General features: G+C 70.2%; 15 protein-coding genes and 2 tRNA genes. 13 read left to right on the forward strand and 4 right to left on the reverse strand.

Annotation, left to right across the window (positions count from 1 at the left end; all coding sequences use genetic code 11):
- The first annotated feature begins 144 nt into the window (after window positions 1–144).
- From ACIQU3_RS18280 to ACIQU3_RS18295, 4 genes are all read left to right on the forward strand, one after another.
- Window positions 145–753 carry a M48 family metallopeptidase gene (locus tag ACIQU3_RS18280; RefSeq protein ID WP_403926269.1) on the forward strand — a complete coding sequence of 203 codons (609 nt, stop codon included), beginning with the start codon at window positions 145–147 and terminating at the stop codon, window positions 751–753.
- Window positions 754–895: 142 nt separating this feature from the next.
- Window positions 896–2638 (forward strand): TerD family protein, encoded by a 1743-nt coding sequence (locus ACIQU3_RS18285; protein ID WP_403926271.1) that lies wholly within the window; start codon window positions 896–898, stop codon window positions 2636–2638.
- Window positions 2639–2649: 11 nt separating this feature from the next.
- Complete coding sequence (locus ACIQU3_RS18290) at window positions 2650–3330, forward strand: AIM24 family protein (RefSeq protein ID WP_234845832.1); 681 nt, start codon at window positions 2650–2652, stop codon at window positions 3328–3330.
- 15 nt (window positions 3331–3345) lie between these two features.
- Window positions 3346–4101, forward strand: coding sequence for an AIM24 family protein (locus ACIQU3_RS18295; RefSeq protein ID WP_403740547.1), 756 nt, complete (start codon window positions 3346–3348; stop codon window positions 4099–4101).
- Window positions 4102–4267: 166 nt separating this feature from the next.
- Here the strand turns inward: ACIQU3_RS18295 and ACIQU3_RS18300 are convergent, their stop codons facing one another.
- Window positions 4268–4795 carry an NUDIX hydrolase gene (locus ACIQU3_RS18300; protein ID WP_403926274.1) on the reverse strand — a complete coding sequence of 176 codons (528 nt, stop codon included), beginning with the start codon at window positions 4793–4795 and terminating at the stop codon, window positions 4268–4270.
- Window positions 4792–6261: a zinc-dependent metalloprotease gene (locus tag ACIQU3_RS18305; RefSeq protein WP_403740556.1), complete on the reverse strand. Its 1470-nt coding sequence runs from the start codon at window positions 6259–6261 to the stop codon at window positions 4792–4794. The genes ACIQU3_RS18300 and ACIQU3_RS18305 overlap by 4 nt, the downstream gene beginning before the upstream one ends.
- A 192-nt stretch (window positions 6262–6453) precedes the next feature.
- Here ACIQU3_RS18305 and ACIQU3_RS18310 point away from each other — a divergent pair, with 192 nt between their 5' ends.
- From ACIQU3_RS18310 to ACIQU3_RS18325, 4 genes are all read left to right on the forward strand, one after another.
- On the forward strand, window positions 6454–7575 hold the full coding sequence (locus ACIQU3_RS18310; RefSeq protein WP_403740559.1) for an SDR family oxidoreductase: 1122 nt from the start codon (window positions 6454–6456) through the stop codon (window positions 7573–7575).
- A 166-nt stretch (window positions 7576–7741) separates the two neighbouring features.
- Window positions 7742–8203 (forward strand): molybdenum cofactor biosynthesis protein MoaE, encoded by a 462-nt coding sequence (locus ACIQU3_RS18315; RefSeq protein ID WP_031108363.1) that lies wholly within the window; start codon window positions 7742–7744, stop codon window positions 8201–8203.
- Window positions 8204–8476: 273 nt separating this feature from the next.
- Entirely contained in the window at window positions 8477–8608 is a 132-nt protein-coding gene (locus ACIQU3_RS18320; RefSeq protein ID WP_358611243.1) for a hypothetical protein, read from the forward strand.
- A gap of 102 nt (window positions 8609–8710) precedes the next feature.
- A complete protein-coding gene (locus ACIQU3_RS18325) occupies window positions 8711–9802 on the forward strand; it encodes a PDZ domain-containing protein (protein WP_403926276.1) in 1092 nt (363 codons plus the stop codon).
- Window positions 9803–9868: 66 nt separating this feature from the next.
- Here the strand turns inward: ACIQU3_RS18325 and ACIQU3_RS18330 are convergent, their stop codons facing one another.
- On the reverse strand, window positions 9869–10411 hold the full coding sequence (locus ACIQU3_RS18330) for a PPA1309 family protein (RefSeq protein WP_403926279.1): 543 nt from the start codon (window positions 10409–10411) through the stop codon (window positions 9869–9871).
- Between the two features lie 163 nt (window positions 10412–10574).
- Between ACIQU3_RS18330 and ACIQU3_RS18335 the strand changes: the two genes are divergently transcribed.
- The 4 genes from ACIQU3_RS18335 to ACIQU3_RS18350 all read left to right on the forward strand — a co-directional run bounded on the left by ACIQU3_RS18335 (window position 10575) and on the right by ACIQU3_RS18350 (window position 15873).
- Entirely contained in the window at window positions 10575–13526 is a 2952-nt protein-coding gene (locus ACIQU3_RS18335) for a UPF0182 family protein (RefSeq protein WP_403926734.1), read from the forward strand.
- A gap of 57 nt (window positions 13527–13583) precedes the next feature.
- Window positions 13584–13657: transfer RNA gene (locus tag ACIQU3_RS18340), tRNA-Met, on the forward strand.
- Between the two features lie 234 nt (window positions 13658–13891).
- Window positions 13892–15715 carry a tetratricopeptide repeat protein gene (locus tag ACIQU3_RS18345; protein ID WP_403926281.1) on the forward strand — a complete coding sequence of 608 codons (1824 nt, stop codon included), beginning with the start codon at window positions 13892–13894 and terminating at the stop codon, window positions 15713–15715.
- An 84-nt stretch (window positions 15716–15799) separates the two neighbouring features.
- A tRNA-Met gene (locus ACIQU3_RS18350) sits at window positions 15800–15873 on the forward strand.
- A gap of 231 nt (window positions 15874–16104) precedes the next feature.
- Here the strand turns inward: ACIQU3_RS18350 and ACIQU3_RS18355 are convergent.
- Window positions 16105–16521, reverse strand: a complete 417-nt coding sequence (locus ACIQU3_RS18355; protein ID WP_403926283.1) for a Fur family transcriptional regulator — start codon at window positions 16519–16521, stop codon at window positions 16105–16107.
- Window positions 16522–16666: 145 nt separating this feature from the next.
- Between ACIQU3_RS18355 and ACIQU3_RS18360 the strand changes: the two genes are divergently transcribed.
- On the forward strand, window positions 16667–18118 hold the full coding sequence (locus tag ACIQU3_RS18360; RefSeq protein ID WP_403926286.1) for a catalase: 1452 nt from the start codon (window positions 16667–16669) through the stop codon (window positions 18116–18118).
- Window positions 18119–18164: the final 46 nt, after the last annotated feature.

The raw sequence follows: 18164 nt of genomic DNA on the forward strand, positions 1-18164 counted from the left end.
GGGCACAACCCACCGGTCGCAAACGCCGGGTTGTGCCCGCCGGTGGTACACACCGGGTCGTACAAATCCGGCGGCCGGTGGAGCGGCGGCACCGAAGCGTCCCGGAGTCGGGACTTCCCCGGGTGCAGCGGGTAACGTCGGGGCGTGCCCGCCGACCCACCGCACCGCGCCGGAACCGCACAGCGCAGCACGACGAGCCAGCCGCCGAGCGGCTCGAGGGCGAGCGCGATCGAGGTCCGCAGGAGTACCCGCCGACGCAGAACCGTCTCCGCGTACCGCGAGGGCGATCGCACCGTGGTGCTCATCCCCGCCCGGATGTCCGAGGCGGAGGAGCAGCGCTGGGTGACCGTCATGCTCGACAAGCTGGCCGCCCAGGAGAGCAAACGGGCCCTCGGCGACACCGAGCTGACCGAGCGGGCCCGGCGTCTTTCGGACCAGTACTTCGAGGGCCGGGCCCGGCCAGCGTCGGTGCGCTGGGTGACCAACCAGAACACGCGCTGGGGCTCCTGCACCCCCTCCGAGGGCAGCATCCGCCTCTCGCACCGCCTCCAGGGCATGCCCGAGTACGTCGTCGACTATGTCCTCGTCCACGAACTCGCGCATCTGCTCGTTCCGGGGCACGGGCCTCGCTTCTGGGAACTCCTCAAGGCCTATCCGCGCACGGAACGGGCCCGGGGATACCTCGAAGGCGTGGTCGCCGCCGAGCGGTTGCCCCATGTGCCCGGAGCGCGGGACGGGAGCCCGGCCGGGTGACCGACCGCTTTCCGTGAGCGAACAGCCGATACGGACGTGCGGGCGTTGTGTACCGGCTCTGTACCGACCTCGTCCGGTGTCCGAGTTTGCCGTTAGCCTGGCGCGACGCACTCACGTTCTGGATGGGGGACGGTCGTTACGCATGGCCAGGGAATTCCAACGCGGCCACAAGGCCAGGATCAGTGATCTCACGGCGGGCACAGATCTGTACGTAGGTGTACAGATCACCGGCCCCGGACTGAGCTTCGACATCAGCTGCTTCGGCCTCGACGCCGACGAACGGCTCTCGGACGACCGGTACTTCGTCTTCTTCAACCAGCCGAAGTCCCCCGAGGAGTCCATTCAGCTCCTGGGCGCCCAGGCGGGCGACACGGAGTCCTTCCGGGTGACGCTCGACCGGATCCCTTCGCAGATCCAGAAGCTGTCCTTCACGGCGACGATCGACGGCGCCGGACAGATGTCGCAGATCGCCTCCGGGTACATCCGCATCGTCGCGGGCGGCGAGGAGGTGGCGCGCTACTCCTTCAACGGCTCGGAGTTCTCCACCGAACGGGCCGTGATGCTGGGCGACTTCTACCTCAAGGACGTCTGGCGGTTCGCCGCCGTCGGCCAGGGCTTCGACGGAGGCCTGGACGCGCTGCTGAAGAACTTCGGCGGCGAGGTCGCCGAGGAGGAGGCGCCCGCGCCCGCCCCGCAGCAGCCGCAGGCCGGAGGCGCACCCGCCTTCGCCCCGCCCGCGTTCGGAGTCCCGGCCGCTCAGGAACCCACCGCGCCTCCCGCCCAGTCGGCGCCCCCGGCTCCCACGCCCCAGCCCGCCGCGCAGGGCTTCGCACCGCCGCCCGGCCACACGCCGCCGCCGGCTCCGGCCCCCGCATCCCAGGTGCACGCCGCGCCGACCATCGTCGCGCCCCTGCACACCCCGCCCGGTGGCTCGCCGGTGCCGCCTCCCGCTCCGGCGCCGGCACCGTACGGCCAGCCGGGCCAGCAGCCGCCACACCACGGCCAGGTTCCCGGCCAGACGGCCCCGCCGCCTCCCGGCTACGGCCAGCCCCAGGCACCACATGCGCCGCAGGCGCCCCACGCCCCGGCTCCCGGATACGGCCAGCCCACACCGCCCCCGGGGTATGGCCAGCCCACGCCGCCCCCCGGCTACGGCCAGCAGCCGCCCTACGGACAGGCACCCCACGCTGCTCCACAGGGCGCTCCGCAAGGCGCCGTCCAGGGCCCCGGTGTCTCGGCCGCACTCCAGCAGTTCAAGGAGACCCCCACCGGACAGCGCTGGACGCAGCAGAACAAGAAGCTCGTCCGCGTCGACCTCGGCATCGGCGGACAGCCGGTACTGGCCCGGCAGGGCAGCATGGTGCTCTACCAGGGCAAGGTCGACTTCAGCTACAAGGGCGCCGGGTTCTCCGGCCGGATCGTCGGCAACGCGACCGGCCAGGAGATGCAGCTGATGCGCTGCACGGGGCAGGGGCAGGTGTTCCTCGCCGAGAACTCGACCATGCTGCACCCCCTCGAACTGCAGGGTGATGCCGTCTGCGTCTCCGCCGAGAACGTCCTCGCCTTCGACGAGAGCCTCACCTACGAGGTACGACGCATCGAGGGCCACGGCATCCCCGGCGGCGCGCTGTTCACCATGCAGTTCCAGGGCACCGGCACCATCGTCGTGAAGACGCACGGCACGCCCGTGGTCCTGCCCGTCACGCCCACCACGTTCGCCGACTGCAACGCCGTGGTCGCCTGGTCGGCCGCCGCCCAGGTCGTCGTCTCCAGCCAGGTGCGCATGCGCCGCAACGCCTACCCCGGCGACACGGGGGAGAGCGTCAACCTCCAGTTCCGGGGAGCGCCCGGCAACTTCATCGTCGTCCAGCCGTACGAGGTCTGAGGGAGCCCGTCATGACACAGCAACTCGCGGGCCACGCCCCCGCCCCCGTCACCGCCCGCATGGAGAACCACGGCAACCACATGCTCAAGGTCGCCATGCAGACGGGCAACGACCTCCTCGCGCGCGTGGGGTCGATGGTCGCCTACGAGGGGTTCGTGCAGTACGAGCCCAACCCGCCGGCCGTGCGCCAGATCGCCAAGGACTGGCTCACCGGTGAGGGCGCGCCCCTGATGAAGTGCTCCGGCGACGGCCTGCTCTACCTCGCCGACTACGGGGCGAACGTCGTCGTCATCAACCTCAACGGTGACGGGATCTCGGTCAACGCCACCAATCTGCTCGCCTTCGACGCCCATCTGACATGGGGCGTAGAGCGGGTCAAAGGCCTGGCGAAGTTCGCCGGGCAGGGCCTGTGGAACACCAAGATCTCCGGGCAGGGCTGGGTCGCGCTGACCTCCCGGGGCAAGCCCATCGTCGTCGACTGCGGAGGCGGTGAGGACGAGACCTACGTCGACCCCGACGCGCTCGTCGCCTGGTCGCCGAACCTCAAGGTGAAGGGCAAGCGCAGCTTCCGGGCGCAGTCGCTGATCGGCCGCGGCAGCGGCGAGGCCTACCAGATGGCCTTCTCCGGTCAGGGCATCGTCGTCGTCCAGCCCAGCGAGGACAGCACCGACCGCCTCCGGTTCCGGGGCTGAGGGGGAGCCACAGTCATGCAGAGCCCGATTTTCGCCTACAACGAGCAGCAGACCCAGGAACGCTGGAGTCTGCAGAACAAGCAGATGCTGCGCGTCGCCCTGGAGGGCCACGACGACGTCCTGGCCCGCAAGGGCACCATGGTCGCCTACCAGGGCCTCGTCGAGTTCGACGCCGAGTTCCAGAGCAACCAGCAGTCCCGCGCGCGTGCGCAGACCGGGGAGGGACTGGACCTCATGCGCTGCCACGGGCAGGGCACGGTCTACCTCGCCAACCTCAAGCAGCACGTCCACGTCATGGAGGTGGACCAGGACGGCCTCACCGTCGACAGCAGCTACGTGCTGGCGATGGACTCCTCCCTGCACCACGAGGTCATCGCCGTCGACAGCCTGTACGGCATCTCCGGCTCCGGGAAGTACCAGCTCAACATCTCGGGACGGGGCAAGGTCGCCCTGATGACCTCCGGTATGCCGCTGCTGCTGCAGGTGACGCCGGACAAGTACGTCAACTGCGACGCCGACGCGATCGTCGCCTGGTCGACGAGCCTGAGGGTGCAGATGCAGGCCCAGACGCACTCCTCCGGGGTGTGGAGGCGCCGCGGCAGCACGGGTGAGGGCTGGGAGCTGAGCTTCATGGGCAGCGGCCACGCACTGGTCCAGCCGAGTGAGCTGCTGCCGCCGCAGAACGCCCAGATCGGCTCGGGGCTCGCCGCACAGTACGGCATGGGCCAGCAGGGAGCGCGGGGGCAGAACCAGGGCAACGTCTGGAGCTGAACGCTCCGCGGGGCGGCCGAAGGGTTCGGGGGTGTGCGGTCTCACTGAGGCTGCGGGCTCTCCGGGGCTGGTCGCGCAGTTCCCCACGCCTCTGAACGGGGCGCGGCCCACCGTCAGGATCGGATGTAAGGGGCGGCCGACTCATGCGGCCGCCCCTTACAAGCGGTCAGACCGCCAGCCTCGCGCGGGTCGCCTCCAGAAGGCGGACCACCGACTCGTCCGCCACGTCCGGCACCTCGTCGTATCCGAACCAGCGCACGTCGAGTGATTCGTCGCTGATCGCGTGCGCCGCGTCCGGGGGTGCCTCGACCGCGTACTGGACGTCGAAGTGGCAGTGACACGGCGGCGGGATCGGATGCCGGTCCAGGCGCACCGGGCCGCCCGGCAGCAACGTGAGCCCGGGGACCCCCGACTCCTCCGTCGCCTCACGCAGCGCCGCATCGGACAGGGTGGCGTCGCCCGGCTCGCAGTGGCCGCCCATCTGCAGCCATTTCCGGAGCTTCTTGTGCAGGGTCAGGAGCACCCGGCCGCCCTCGGGATCGATCACCAGGGCGCTCGCCGTGATGTGGCCCGCATGGCAGGCCTTCCACAGGCCGTCCGGATGGTCCGCCAGGTGATCCAGATAGGCCTGGCGCAGCTCCGTCTGGTCCTCGTACCCCTTCAGTACGAGGACCGCGTCGTCGTACAGGCTCACCCGGCGTCGTCGCCCCTGTCCGTGTCCTCGTCCTCGCCGTCGTCCTTCTTCTTCCGCAGGTCGGGCTTGTCCGCCGCCTCGCCGAGCATCTTGTCCAGCTCGGAGAAGTCGATCTGCTCCCGGTGCACGAAGCCGTCCGGATCGTCCAGGTCGGTCGCGGTGGGCAGCATGTCCGGGTGGTGCCACAGGGCGTCCCGGCCGTCGACCCCGCGCGCGTCCGTGAGCGAGGCCCACAGACGGGATGCGTCCCGCAGACGGCGCGGGCGCAGCTCCAAGCCGATCAGCGTGGCGAACGTCTGCTCGGCAGGACCACCCGAGGCGCGGCGGCGGCGCAGCGTCTCGCGCAGGGCGTCTGCGGACGCCAGGCGGGGCTTCGCGGCGGCGTGGACCACCGCGTCCACCCAGCCCTCCACGAGCGCCAGAGCCGTCTCCAGACGGGCCAGGGCGGCCTTCTGCTCGGGAGTGTCCTCCGGCTGGAACATGCCCTGCTGGAGGGCCTCCTGCAGCTGCTCCGGGTTCTGCGGGTCGAACTGGCCGACCACGTCCTCCAGCTTTGCCGTGTCGACCTTGATCCCGCGGGCGTAGCCGTCGACCGCGCCGAACAGGTGCGAGCGCAGCCACGGCACGTGCGCGAAGAGGCGCTGGTGGGCGGCCTCGCGCAGGGCGAGGTACAGCCGCACCTCCTCCTGGGGGACGCTCAGGTCCTTGCCGAAGGTCTCGACGTTGACCGGCAGCAGCGCGGCCTTGCCGGCCGGGCCGAGCGGCAGGCCGATGTCGGACGAGCCGACGACCTCGCCGGCGAGCACGCCGACGGCCTGCCCGATCTGCGTGCCGAACATGGCGCCGCCCATCGAGCGCATCATGCCGATCAGCGGGCCGGCCATGGCCTGCATCTCTTCCGGCAGGACGTCGCCCATGGCGGTGCCGACGCGCTCGGCCACCGGGTCGACGAGCTCCTTCCAGGCGGGCAGGGTGGCCTCGACCCACTCCGCGCGGCTCCAGGCCACCGCGGAGGCGGCGCCGGAGGGCAGGGACGTGGCGTCGTCGAGCCACAGGTCGGCCAGGCGGACGGCTTCCTCGACGCCCTTGCGGTCGGCGGGGCCGACGCTGGCGTCCTTGGTGCCGTCGGGACTGCCCTGGGAGACCGTCTGGCGGGCGATCTGCTTGGCCATGTCCCAGTTCACCGGGCCGCCCTCGTAGGAGAGCATCTGGCCAAGCTGCTGGAACGCGGCGCCCAGGTCGGTGGGGTTCAGCGACCCGAACATGGCTGCGAACGGATTGTCCGCACCGGGGCCGCCAGGGCCACCGGGGCCTTGGCCGAAGCCACCGGCTCCGGGCAGGCCGCCGAAACCGAACGGGTTGGCCGGTCCCTGACCACCACCGCTCTGCTGGTCCTTCTTCTTGCCCTCGTCGCCGTCGTCCGGCTCCTCCGGCGGAAGGCCGAATCCGAATGGGGTGTCACTCACGGGATTCCTCGGCTGGTAGGGCCGCCGGTTCTTTCCGGCGGCACGGCTGCCCGACAACACCACCCAGCGTAGACACCCGGGGCGGATCGGGCCTCGGTGCTTCGCCGACTGACGGCCTGCGGCAGGATGGATGCCACCTGGTACGCACGCGTCGGACGCGCTCGTACTGAAGACAACCGCTGGAGACGCCCGGTGAGTTCCCCAGATCCGCAGGTTCGCGCAGCGCGAAACCAGTCAACCAGTTCCGCGCGTCCCGCGGCGCGTGGCCCCGTCGTCGCGGTGACCGGCGCCGCGTACGGCGTAGGAGCCCTGCTCACGGAGCGGCTGGCCGCATCCGACGAGGTCAAGCAGGTCCTCGCCATCGACGAGCGGCGCGGCGAGTGCGCGGCGGCCCAGTGGCACATCCTGGACGTACGGGACCCGGCCATCGCGGAGAAACTGCGCGGGGCCGACGTGGTGGTGCACCTGGCGCTCGATCTCGACCTGGAGACCGACGCAGCCGCCCGAACGGCCTACAACGTACGGGGGACGCAGACCGTCCTGACGGCGGCCGCGGCCGCCGGAGTGCACCGGGTCGTGCTGTGCACCTCGGCGATGGTCTACGGGGCGCTCCCCGACAACGAGCTGCCGCTGTCCGAGGACGCCGAGCTGCGTGCCACGGCCGAGGCGACGGGCGTCGGCGACCTGCTGGAGATCGAACGGCTGGCGCGGCGCGCACCCCGGGCGCACCCCGGGCTCAACGTCACCGTGGTACGGCCGGCCGTGCTGGTCGGAGGCACCGACACGGCACTGACCAGGTATTTCGAGTCTCCCCGGCTCCTCGTCGTCGCCGGGTCGCGGCCGGCGTGGCAGTTCTGCCACGTCGAGGACCTGTGCGGCGCTCTGGAGTACGCCGTTCTGGAGAAGGTCGACGGCGAGCTCACCGTCGGCTGCGACGGCTGGCTGGAGCAGGAGGAGGTCGAGGAGCTCAGCGGGATCCGGCGGATGGAGCTGCCGTCGGCGGTCGCGCTGGGCGCGGCGGCGCGGCTGCACCGCATCGGGCTCACGCCGTCGCCGGCCGGGGACCTGGCGTACACGATGTACCCCTGGGTGGTGAGCGGCAGCCGGCTGCACGACGCCGGGTGGCGGCCGCAGTACACCAACGAGGAGGTGCTGGCGGAACTCCTGGAGGAGGTCTCCGGCCGGCACACGGTCGCCGGACGGCGGCTGGGCCGCAAGGACGCGACGGCCGCGGGTGCCGCCGGCGCGACGGTGGCGCTGCTCGGCGCGGCCGCGGTGGTGCGGCGGGCACGCAAGGCCCGGCGGCGGATCTGAGGGACGCCTCCGTGGAGGCGCGGATCCGAGACACCCCTGCGCAGCATGGGACGCCTCTGCGAGACACCGACGAAGCCGCCCCTGTAGGAGGCTCCAAACGCGCACGCGCGCGTGCCGGTCGATAGCTCTATTCCGCCCTGTCGGCCGCGTGCGGCACGATGGACGCATGGCAACCACGAACGATCACCCCGGTGAGCAGGCCGCGCAGGACCCGATCAAGCTGATCGGGATCCGGGACTCGGCCCTCTCCCTGGACGAGGTGTTCCGGGCCGTCGGGGACGACGCGGCCGGTGGCACCGCCCTCTTCGTGGGGACCGTGCGGAACCACGACGGGGGTGCCGACGTGGACGAGCTGGGGTATTCGTGCCACCCCAGCGCCGAGGCAGAGATGCGGCGCATCGCCGAGAAGGTCGCCGCCGAGTTCCCGGTCCGCGCCCTGGCGGCCGTGCACCGCGTGGGCGACCTGCGGGTCGGGGACCTCGCCGTGGTCGTCGCCGTCTCCTGCCCGCACCGCGGGGAGGCCTTCGAGGCCTGCCGCAAACTGATCGACGACCTCAAGCACGAGGTGCCGATCTGGAAGCACCAGAAGTTCTCCGACGGCACCGAGGAGTGGGTCGGCGCTTGCTGATCCCGTGAGTCCGCCACTGATCCCGTAAGCATGCTTGCCGGCTCCGGAAGCCGCCTGGCGGCACAGTGGGCGCGCCGCCGGTTCCGGAAGCCCGCCTCCGGTTGCGTGACCGCACTCCTGGACGGTTCTGGAAGCCCGCCTCCGGTTGCGTAACCGCACCCCTGGCGTGAGCGTTGTCACTGCGAATCGTTAATCTGCTGATCAGTCAGTTGCGGATGCTCAAAGGGGTTGGAGGTCGGCATGGCGGCGCTCGCCTGGTTGCTGATTCCGCTTGTGGCTGCCATCGGCGCGGGGCTCTGGGGGAGTTGGGCCAACCGGACCCGCAAGGTCCGCAACGACGGGCCCGAGCTCACCGGCTACGCCCGCTTCCGCGAGGCCATGGAGAAGCCCCGGCCGGGTGCCTGACGGCCGAGGAAACAGCAGGTCACACGTGTTGCGAGGGTCAGGGTCGCCCCGGACGGGCGGCCCTGACGGTGCGCTGACAGGACCGTCCCGTACTGTCGACTCATGCCACGCCGCACCGCGACGATGCTCGCCTCCACCCTGATGCTGATCGCGCTCCTGTGCGCGGGAGTGTTCATCCCCGTGCCCTACTCGGAGATGTCACCGGGGCCGACGGTGAACACGCTGGGCGATCACGACGGTGAGCCGGTGCTGCAGATCGCGGGCAGGAAGACCTACGCGACCAGTGGCCACCTGAACATGACGACGGTCCGGGTGACGAGCGCCGACTACCGGATGAACCTGGTCGAGGCCGTCTACGGCTGGCTCGCGCACGACAACAAGGTCGTGCCGCACGAGACGCTCTACCCGGACGGCAAGACCGAGGAGCAGTCCACCCAGGAGAACGCCGAGGAGTTCAGCCAGTCCCAGGAGAGCGCCAAGGTCGCCGCCCTGAAGCAGCTGGACGTCCCGGTGAGGTCCTGGGTGATCGTCTCCACGGTCGTCAAGGGATCCCCCGCCGAGGGCAGGCTGCACGCCGGGGACGTGATCAAGGCCGTCGACGGCACGGCCGTGAAGGAACCGGCCGACGTCGCCAAGCTCGTCACACGGCACAAGCCGGGCCAGCAGGTACGTTTCACGATCGTCCCCGCCAAGGAGCAGGCCGCCGCGGAGAAGGAGAAGCGGACGCCGACCAGGACGCAGGACGTCACCATGACCACCAAGACGTCCGACGACACCGGTGAGAAGCGCGCCATCGTGGGGATCTCCGCGGGAACCGACCACACCTTCCCGTTCACCATCGACATCAAGCTCGCGGACGTCGGCGGCCCGAGCGCCGGGCTGATGTTCGCGCTCGGCATCTACGACAAGCTCACCCCGGGCAGCCTGACCGGAGGCAAGTTCGTGGCCGGCACCGGCACGATCGACGACGCCGGCAAGGTCGGGCCGATCGGCGGCATCGAGATGAAGACCGTGGGCGCGCGGGCCAAGGGCGCGCAGTACTTCCTGACGCCCGCCGACAACTGCGCGGCCGCCGCCAAGGACACCCCCGACGGCCTCACCCTGATCAAGGTGGGCACCATCAAGGACGCCCTGGGCGCGCTGCAGGACCTCCGCAGCGGCGACACCGCCGACCTGCCGAAGTGCGGCAAGTAGCCCGGGACCGAGGACCCGGGCCGCACACCGCACGGCCCTGCGGGATTACCCCTCCGACCTGCGGGTCTACTCCTCGAACGTCGCCGACAGCGCCTCCGCCAGCCCCGGCACCAGGTCGGAGCCGGTCAGGACCTCGGTGGGGGAGTCCTTCTCACGCAGCCGCAGGGCCGACTCACGCGTGCCGTCGCGCAGCACCGCGACCGTCATGCGCACCTCCTGGCGGTCCGGGTGCTCCGCCACCCACTTCGTGAGCTCGGCCTCGCTCAGACCCTGTGGAACCTGGGCCTCCGCGGACGGCGGCAGCATCAGGCGCTCCACGGCGAGGGCGCAGCCTGCCACCGCGTCGGGCCAGGCGATGGTGGCGAGGAACTCGTCGAGCGGCTTGCCCGTTGGCACTTCGTCCTGCTCGATCGGGGTGAGGCCGGAGTTCTCCGACTCCTCCCCGAGACCGAGCCGGTCGGCGAGCGAGGGCTCATCGGCTCGCAGCCGTGCGGTGTCGACGAGGGCGAAAAGGCGGGCCGGCTGGTCCCAGCCGAGGCCGGAGACGTACTCGTCGATCTCGAGAACGGCCCGGGTGAGCGGGTTGGCAGCCATGGGAGTGTTGGACATGGTCACAATCCTGCCTCGTTCCCGGCCGGAATCGGGAACCGAGTAAACGGTGAGTAAGTTGCATAGGTGGGGGCCCACGATCACGGGGGCCACGGACGGTCCGTGAAGACGCGGGCCTGACGAATCAACAGCGAACTTCGAGGTGCGCACCTTGGCTTTCCAGATGCCGGACCGCGGCGGAGGCCCGACAGGGCCGCGGATCAGAGTGGGCCGCCCGTCCCGGCGAGTCCGGACCCTGCTCATGACGCTGGGCGTCCTGGCCGTTCTCGGCATGGCGTTCACCATGTTCGCGGGCTTCTGGACGGACTGGCTCTGGTACCGCTCGGTGAACTACTCCTCGGTCTTCACCACCACTCTGTGGACCAAGATCGGGCTCTTCTTCGTCTTCGGCCTGCTCATGTCCCTCGCCGTCGGCTTCAACATCTGGCTGGCGCACCGGTTGCGACCGCCGCTGAGCGCCATGTCGATGGAGCAGCAGAACCTCGACCGCTACCGGATGGGCATCGCGCCCTACAAGAAGTGGCTGCTGCTCGGGATCACCGCCCTCGTGGGCCTGATCGCCGGCGCCTCCGCCTCCGGCCAGTGGCGGACGTGGCTGATGTGGGTCAACGGCGTGCCCTTCGGCGAGAAGGACCCCCAGTTCAATCTGGACGTCTCCTTCTACGCCTTCGACCTGCCCTGGTACCGGTTCCTCCTCGGCTTCGGCTTCGCCGCGGCGATCCTGTCCGTGATCGCCGCCGCGCTCACGCACTACCTGTACGGCGGGCTGCGCGTCACGAGCCCCGGCGCCCGCGCCACGGCCGCGGCCACCGGCCACCTGTCGGTGCTCATCGGCATCTTCGTCGCCCTCAAGGCGGTCGCGTACTGGCTCGACCGGTACGGACTGGCGGTGAAGTCCAGTGACTTCAGGGCGACCGACAACTGGACGGGCCTGAGGTACGTCGACGCCAACGCCTACCTGCCGGCCAAGACGATCCTGTTCTGCATCGCCGTCATCTGCGCGCTGCTGTTCTTCGCCACCATCTGGCGGCGCACCTGGCAGCTGCCCGTGATCGGCTTCGGCCTGATGGTGCTCTCGGCGATCCTCATCGGCGGGCTGTACCCGGCGATCGTGCAGAAGTTCCAGGTCCAGCCGAACGAGCAGGCCAAGGAAGCGCCGTACGTCGAGAAGAACCTCGAGGCCACGCGCCAGGCGTACGGCATCGACGGGACCAAGGTCACGGATTACTCGGGGTCGAGCAAGACCGAGGACAAGACCACACTGCGCGACGACGTCCCGGACACGGCGAGCATCCGGATCATGGACCCGAACATCGTCTCGCCGACGTTCCAGCAGCTCCAGCAGATCAGGAACTACTACGCGTTCCCGAACAATCTGGACGTCGACCGTTACCCCAAGGACGGCAAGGACCAGGACACGGTCATCGGCCTGCGTGAGCTGAACCTCGCCGGCATTCCGAAGAAGAACTGGATCAACAACCACTTCCGTTACACCCACGGATACGGAGTGGTCGCCGCCGAGGGCACGAGCGCCGACAGTCAGGGCCGGCCGAACTTCACGGAGGCCGACCTGCCCTCCGAGGGTGACCTCGGCACGTACGAGCAGCGGGTCTACTACGGCGAGAAGACCACCACGTACTCGATCGTCGGCGGTCCCCAGAAGGAGATCGACTACTCCGACGACAACGGCGAGAAGACCACCAGCTACAAGGGCGACAGCGGGGTCGACCTCTCCAACCCGGTCAACCGGGCCGCGTACGCGGTGGCGTTCGGCGAGCCGCAGATCCTGTACTCCGGGGCCATCGGCGAGGGTTCGCGGATCCTGTACAACCGCACGCCCAAGGAGCGCGTCGAGGCGGTCGCCCCCTGGCTGACCATCGACGGCGACGCCTACCCGGCGGTGGTGAACGGCCGGATCCAGTGGATCGTCGACGCGTACACGACGACGAACGGCTACCCGTACTCCTCGCGTACGACCCTCGGCGACACCACCGCCGACTCGCTGACCGCGACCAACGACAGCCGCGCGGTGGTGGCCCAGCAGAACCAGGTCAACTACATCCGCAACTCGGTGAAGGCGACCGTCGACGCCTACTCCGGCGAGGTCAAGCTCTACCAGTGGGACACCAAGGACCCGGTCCTGAAGACCTGGATGAAGGCCTTCCCGGACACGGTCGAGCCCAAGAGCGACATCTCCAAGGACCTGATGGACCACCTGCGCTACCCGCAGGACCTGTTCAAGGTCCAGCGGGAGCTGCTCACGCGCTACCACGTGAAGGACGCCACGACGTTCCTCAGCGGCAGCGAGGTGTGGCAGGTGCCGGACGACCCGACGAACCGGTCGGGCAGCGCGGTGCCGCCGTACTACCTGAGCATGAAGATGCCGGACCAGAAGGCACAGGCGTTCTCGCTGACGACGACCTTCACGCCCAACGGACGTGACAACCTCAGTGCGTTCATGGCGGTCGACGCCGAGGCGGGCACCGGTGACTACGGCAAGATCAGAATCCTGAAACTGCCGACCAACACCACGGTCAACGGACCCAAGCAGGTCCAGAGCCAGTTCAACTCGCAAGAGGACATCGCCGAGTCCATCAGGCTCCTGAGAGGCGGCGACTCCGAAGTCGAGTACGGCAACCTGCTCACGGTGCCGCTCGACGGCGGACTGCTGTACGTGGAGCCGGTCTACGTCCGCGGTGGCGGGCTGAAGTACCCGCTGCTGCGCAAGGTGCTGGTCACCTACGGAGGCCAGACCGCGTTCGAGAACACCCTCGACGAGGCCCTCAACAAGGTCTTCGGAGCGGACGGCCCGACCACCGAGCCACCGGACGAGGGCGATACGACGCAGCCACCGCCGACGTCCGACAACCCGACGGTCCAACAGGCCCTGGAGGACGCCCAGAAGGCGTTCGACGCGGGCCAGGAGGCTCTGAAGAAGAACGACTGGGAGGCGTACGGCAAGGCGCAGAAGGACCTTGAGGACGCCCTGCAGCGGGCCGAGGACGCGCAGTCCGAGGCGAGCCGGTCGGGCGGTGCCGGGGGCGGTGAGAGCAAGCCCGGCGGCAAGCCGAGCAGCAGCCCCAGCGGCAGTCCGAGCCCCAAGCCGAGCAGCTAGGCCCCTGGCCTGGTCAGATGCCCGTCCCGCGCCGTGATACGGTTGTGAACACAACGGCGCGGGGTGGAGCAGCTCGGTAGCTCGCTGGGCTCATAACCCAGAGGTCGCAGGTTCAAATCCTGTCCCCGCTACTGAAGTCGCGATGTCCGAGTGACGGAGCGACATCGAAGGCCCGGATTCCACAAAGGAATCCGGGCCTTCGTGATGTGTGAACGCATGTGCTGGCGCTGCTTGTGGCCGTGCCGCCGGGGGGAGTTGGGCGATCTGTGTTTGACTTGTCTCTCTGTGGGCATGTCGACAAAACGCTGAAGTGACCTCACTGGCTGCGGTATACCAGGTGTACCCAGGTTGCAGGTGGTGCGACGATGGACGTTATGGGGGACAAGGCAACTCTGTTCGAGACAGGGCGTTTTGTGCAGCCTTCCAGCCGGGAGGACACCGAGACCCCGGACGAGACCGGGGAGATCGCCGACGAGGCGGCCGAAGAGCTGCGTCAGCGGCTCGCCGCCGAGGCCGGCGACGTCGAGGCGATGAGTGTCCTCGGGGCCATGTTGCTGCGCCGTGGCGACCTGGACGGCGCCGAGCCTCATCTGCGTGCCGCCACCGCCGCGGGCGACCGGGCGGCCGCCAACAATCTGGGAGTCCTCCTGCACCAGCGGGGGTACGCCGACGAGGCCGCCGGCTGGTGGCGGATCGCCGCCGTCGCCGGTTCCACGGCGGCCGCGCACGCCCTCGGTCGGCACCACCGCGAGCGCGGCGACGAGCCCGCCGCCGAGTACTGGCTGCGCCAGTCCGCCGAACAGGGTCACACCCTGGGCGCCTACGCGCTCGCCGATCTGCTGGAGCATCGCGGTGACGCCGGGGCCGAGCGGTGGATGCGGATCGCGGCCGAGCGCGGGCACCGGGAGGCGGCGTACCGGCTCGCGCGGGCGCTGGAGGGGAAGGCGGCCCGGGATGCCGACGGCGACAACGGTGTCCAGGCGCCCGAGGAGGCGGAGCAGTGGTACCGGCAGGCCGCCGCGCGAGGCCACCGGCGGGCCGCGCTGCACCTCGGGACGATCCTGGAGAGGCGGGGCGAGCTCAAGGAGGCCGGACGCTGGTACCTGACGTCCGCCAAGGACGGGGACGCGCGCGCCGCGTGCGCGCTCGGCTTCCTGCTGCGCGACGCGGGCGACACCGAGAACGCCGCCGTCTGGTGGCTGCGGGCCGCCCAGGACGGCGACGGCAACGCCGCGAACGCGCTGGGGGCGTTGCACGCCGAGCGGGGCGAGACCCAGACCGCCGAGCGCTGGTACCGGGCCGCGATGGACGCGGGGGACGTGAACGGCGCGTACAACCTCGGTCTGCTCTGCGCCGAGCAGGGACGCACCCCGCAGGCCGAGCAGTGGTACCGGCGCGCCGCCTACGCCGGGCACCGCGAGGCCGCGAACGCGCTGGCGATCCTGCTGCTGCGGGGCGGCGACGAGACCGGCGCGGAGCCGTGGTTCTCCAAGGCCGCCGAGGCCGGAAGCGTCGACGCCGCCTTCAACCTCGGCATTCTGCACGCCGGGCGGGGCGAGGAGCAGGCCGCGCTGGGCTGGTACGAGCGTGCCGCCGCCGCGGGGCACACCGAGGCGGCGCTGCAGGTCGGTATGGCGCGACTGCGCGACGGCGACGAGCAGGAGGCCGAGCGGCACCTGCGGTGTGCCGCCGGGGGCGGGAGCGCCGAGGCCGCGTACCGGCTGGCGACCGTGCTCGACGCGCGGCGCCCGCCGGAGCCCGCGCACGAACTCGGGGAGCCGGTGCACCGGCGGAGCGAGTGCGAGGAGTGGTACGAGCGGGCCGCGTCCCAGGGGCACCGGCGTGCGCAGGTGCGGGTCGGCATGCTGGCGGCGGCCCGTGGCGATGTCGTCGAGGCGGCCCGGTGGTACCGGGAGGCAGCCGAGGCCGGGTCCCGAAACGGCGCGTTCAACCTCGGGCTGCTGCTGGCAAGGGAAGGGAGCGAGCCCGAGGCGGCGGTGTGGTGGACGCGGGCCGCCGACGCCGGTCACGGGCGGGCGGCGCTCCGGCTGGCCCTGGTCTACGCGCGTCGGGGTGAGCTGGCTGAGGGGCAGCGCTGGGCCGACCGGGCCATGTCGATGGGGCCGGCGTCCGTCGCGGAGAGGGCGGAGCGGCTGAGGGACGCGCTGCGGCAGGAGCTGTCCGCGTGAGGTGCTGCCGCCCGGCCCGGGCGGGGGCGCCGGGGAATGGATTTGCATCCGTCCTCTGCGGTGACGTAACGTTGCATTCACCGACGCGGGGTGGAGCAGCTCGGTAGCTCGCTGGGCTCATAACCCAGAGGTCGCAGGTTCAAATCCTGTCCCCGCTACTGAAGGCCGAGGGCCGGAATCCGAAAGGGTTCCGGCCCTCGGTGCGTTTGTGGTCTCGGGGGTGGTCCCCTCCGGCCGAGATTCCGAGGTGTGGCCCCCCCCGGGGCGCCAGGTTGGGATCCCGAGAGTGTGGTCCGCTCGGCCTCACGTCTCCCCACGGCACGGCACGGCACGGCAGCAGAGAGCCCCGGCACCCATCGGTGCCGGGGCTCTCCTCGCGTTCCGTGACGCTAGGCGGCCGCGCAGTTCGGGCAGATGCCGCGGTACGTCACCTCGACGTCCGAGACCGTGAAGCCGAAGCGCTCGGTGGCGGGGAGGTCCGCCAGCGGATTGCCGGTGGGGTGGACGTCCCGGATCGCGCCGCACCGTGCGCAGACCAGGTGGTGGTGCGGCTGGTGGGCGTTCGGGTCGTACCGCTTGGCGCGCTGGTCCGTGGAGACCTCAAGCACTTCGCCGAGGGTCACGAGCTCGCCCAGTGTGTTGTAGACGGTCGCCCGGGAGATCTCGGGCAGCTTGGCGACGGCCCGGGCGTGGACCTCGTCGGCCGTCAGATGGACGTGTTCGCCGTCGAGGACCTCAGCCACGACACGTCGCTGCGCGGTCATCCGCCATCCGCGTCCGCGCAGCCGTTCCAGAAGGTCACTCATAGCCACCAGCCTAACAGCAAAGGAGACCAGGTCCCGAACAGGTGTGAGTTTAGAGGTCCACTTGCTTTAGACATTGTCTATTGTAGGATCGAGAACGACTTTGGCCGGTGGACAGGACTGGTCAGGAATGGTGCAGGAGGCGCACGTGACGCAGGGACCGCTTACGACGGAGGCCGGGGCTCCGGTCGCCGACAACCAGAACAGCGAGACCGCGGGCGTCGGTGGCCCGGTACTCGTCCAGGATCAGCTGCTGCTGGAGAAGCTGGCCCGCTTCAACCGTGAGCGCATCCCGGAGCGCGTGGTGCACGCACGCGGCGCGGGGGCGTACGGCACCTTCACGGTGACCGCCGACGTCACCCCGTACACGCGTGCCGCCTTCCTCTCCGGCGTCGGCAAGCAGACCGAGGTCTTCCTGCGCTTCTCGACGGTGGCCGGCAACCTGGGTGCGGCGGACGCCGTCCGTGACCCGCGCGGCTTCGCGCTGAAGTTCTACACCGAGGAGGGCAACTACGACCTCGTCGGCAACAACACCCCGGTCTTCTTCATCAAGGACGCCGTCAAGTTCCCGGACTTCATCCACACCCAGAAGCGCGACCCGTACACCGGCTCGACGGAGGCGGACAACGTCTGGGACTTCTGGAGCCTGTCGCCCGAGTCCACGCACCAGGTGACCTGGCTGTTCGGCGATCGGGGCATCCCCGCCTCGTACCGCCACATGGACGGCTTCGGTTCGCACACCTTCCAGTGGAGCAACGCGGCCGGCGAGGCCTTCTGGGTGAAGTACCACTTCAAGACCGACCAGGGCATCAAGAACCTGACCAGCGCCGAGGCCGCCCGGCTCGCCGGTGAGGATCCCGACTCCCACCAGCGAGACCTGCGCCAGGCCATCGAGCGCGGCGAGTACCCGACGTGGACCGTCGGCGTGCAGATCATGCCGGTGGCCGAGGCGGCGACGTACCGCTTCAACCCGTTCGACCTGACCAAGGTCTGGCCGCACGCCGACTACCCGGTGATCGAGATCGGCAGGCTTGAGCTCAACCGCAACCCGCAGAACGTCTTCGCCGAGGTCGAGCAGTCGATCTTCAGCCCCGCCCACTTCGTGCCGGGCATCGGGCCGTCCCCGGACAAGATGCTCCAGGGCCGCCTCTTCGCCTACGGCGACGCCCACCGCTACCGCGTCGGCATCAACGCCGACCACCTGCCGGTGAACCGCCCGCACGCCACGGTGGCGCGCACCAACTCCCGTGACGGGTACCTCTACGACGGCCGTCACCAGGGGGCGAAGAACTACGAGCCGAACAGCTTCGGCGGCCCGTACCAGACGGACCGTCCGCTGTGGTCCGCCACGGCCGTGAGCGGCGCGACGGGCAACCACCCGGCTCCGGTCCACGCCGAGGACGACGACTTCGTGCAGGCGGGCAACCTCTACCGGCTGATGGGCGAGGACGAGAAGGAGCGTCTGATCGCCAACCTGGCCGGTTTCATCGCCAAGGTCTCGCGTGACGACATCGTCGAGCGGGCGATGGACAACTTCCGTCGGGCCGACGGAGACTACGGCAAGCGGCTGGAGGTTGCGGTCCGGGCCCTGCGCGGCTGAACTCCAGCGCTGGACCGCTTGCGGTAGCGGACGGGCCGGCCCCTGT

This window comes from Streptomyces sp. NPDC101110, from assembly GCF_044759525.1.
Classification (GTDB): Bacteria; Actinomycetota; Actinomycetes; order Streptomycetales; family Streptomycetaceae; genus Streptomyces.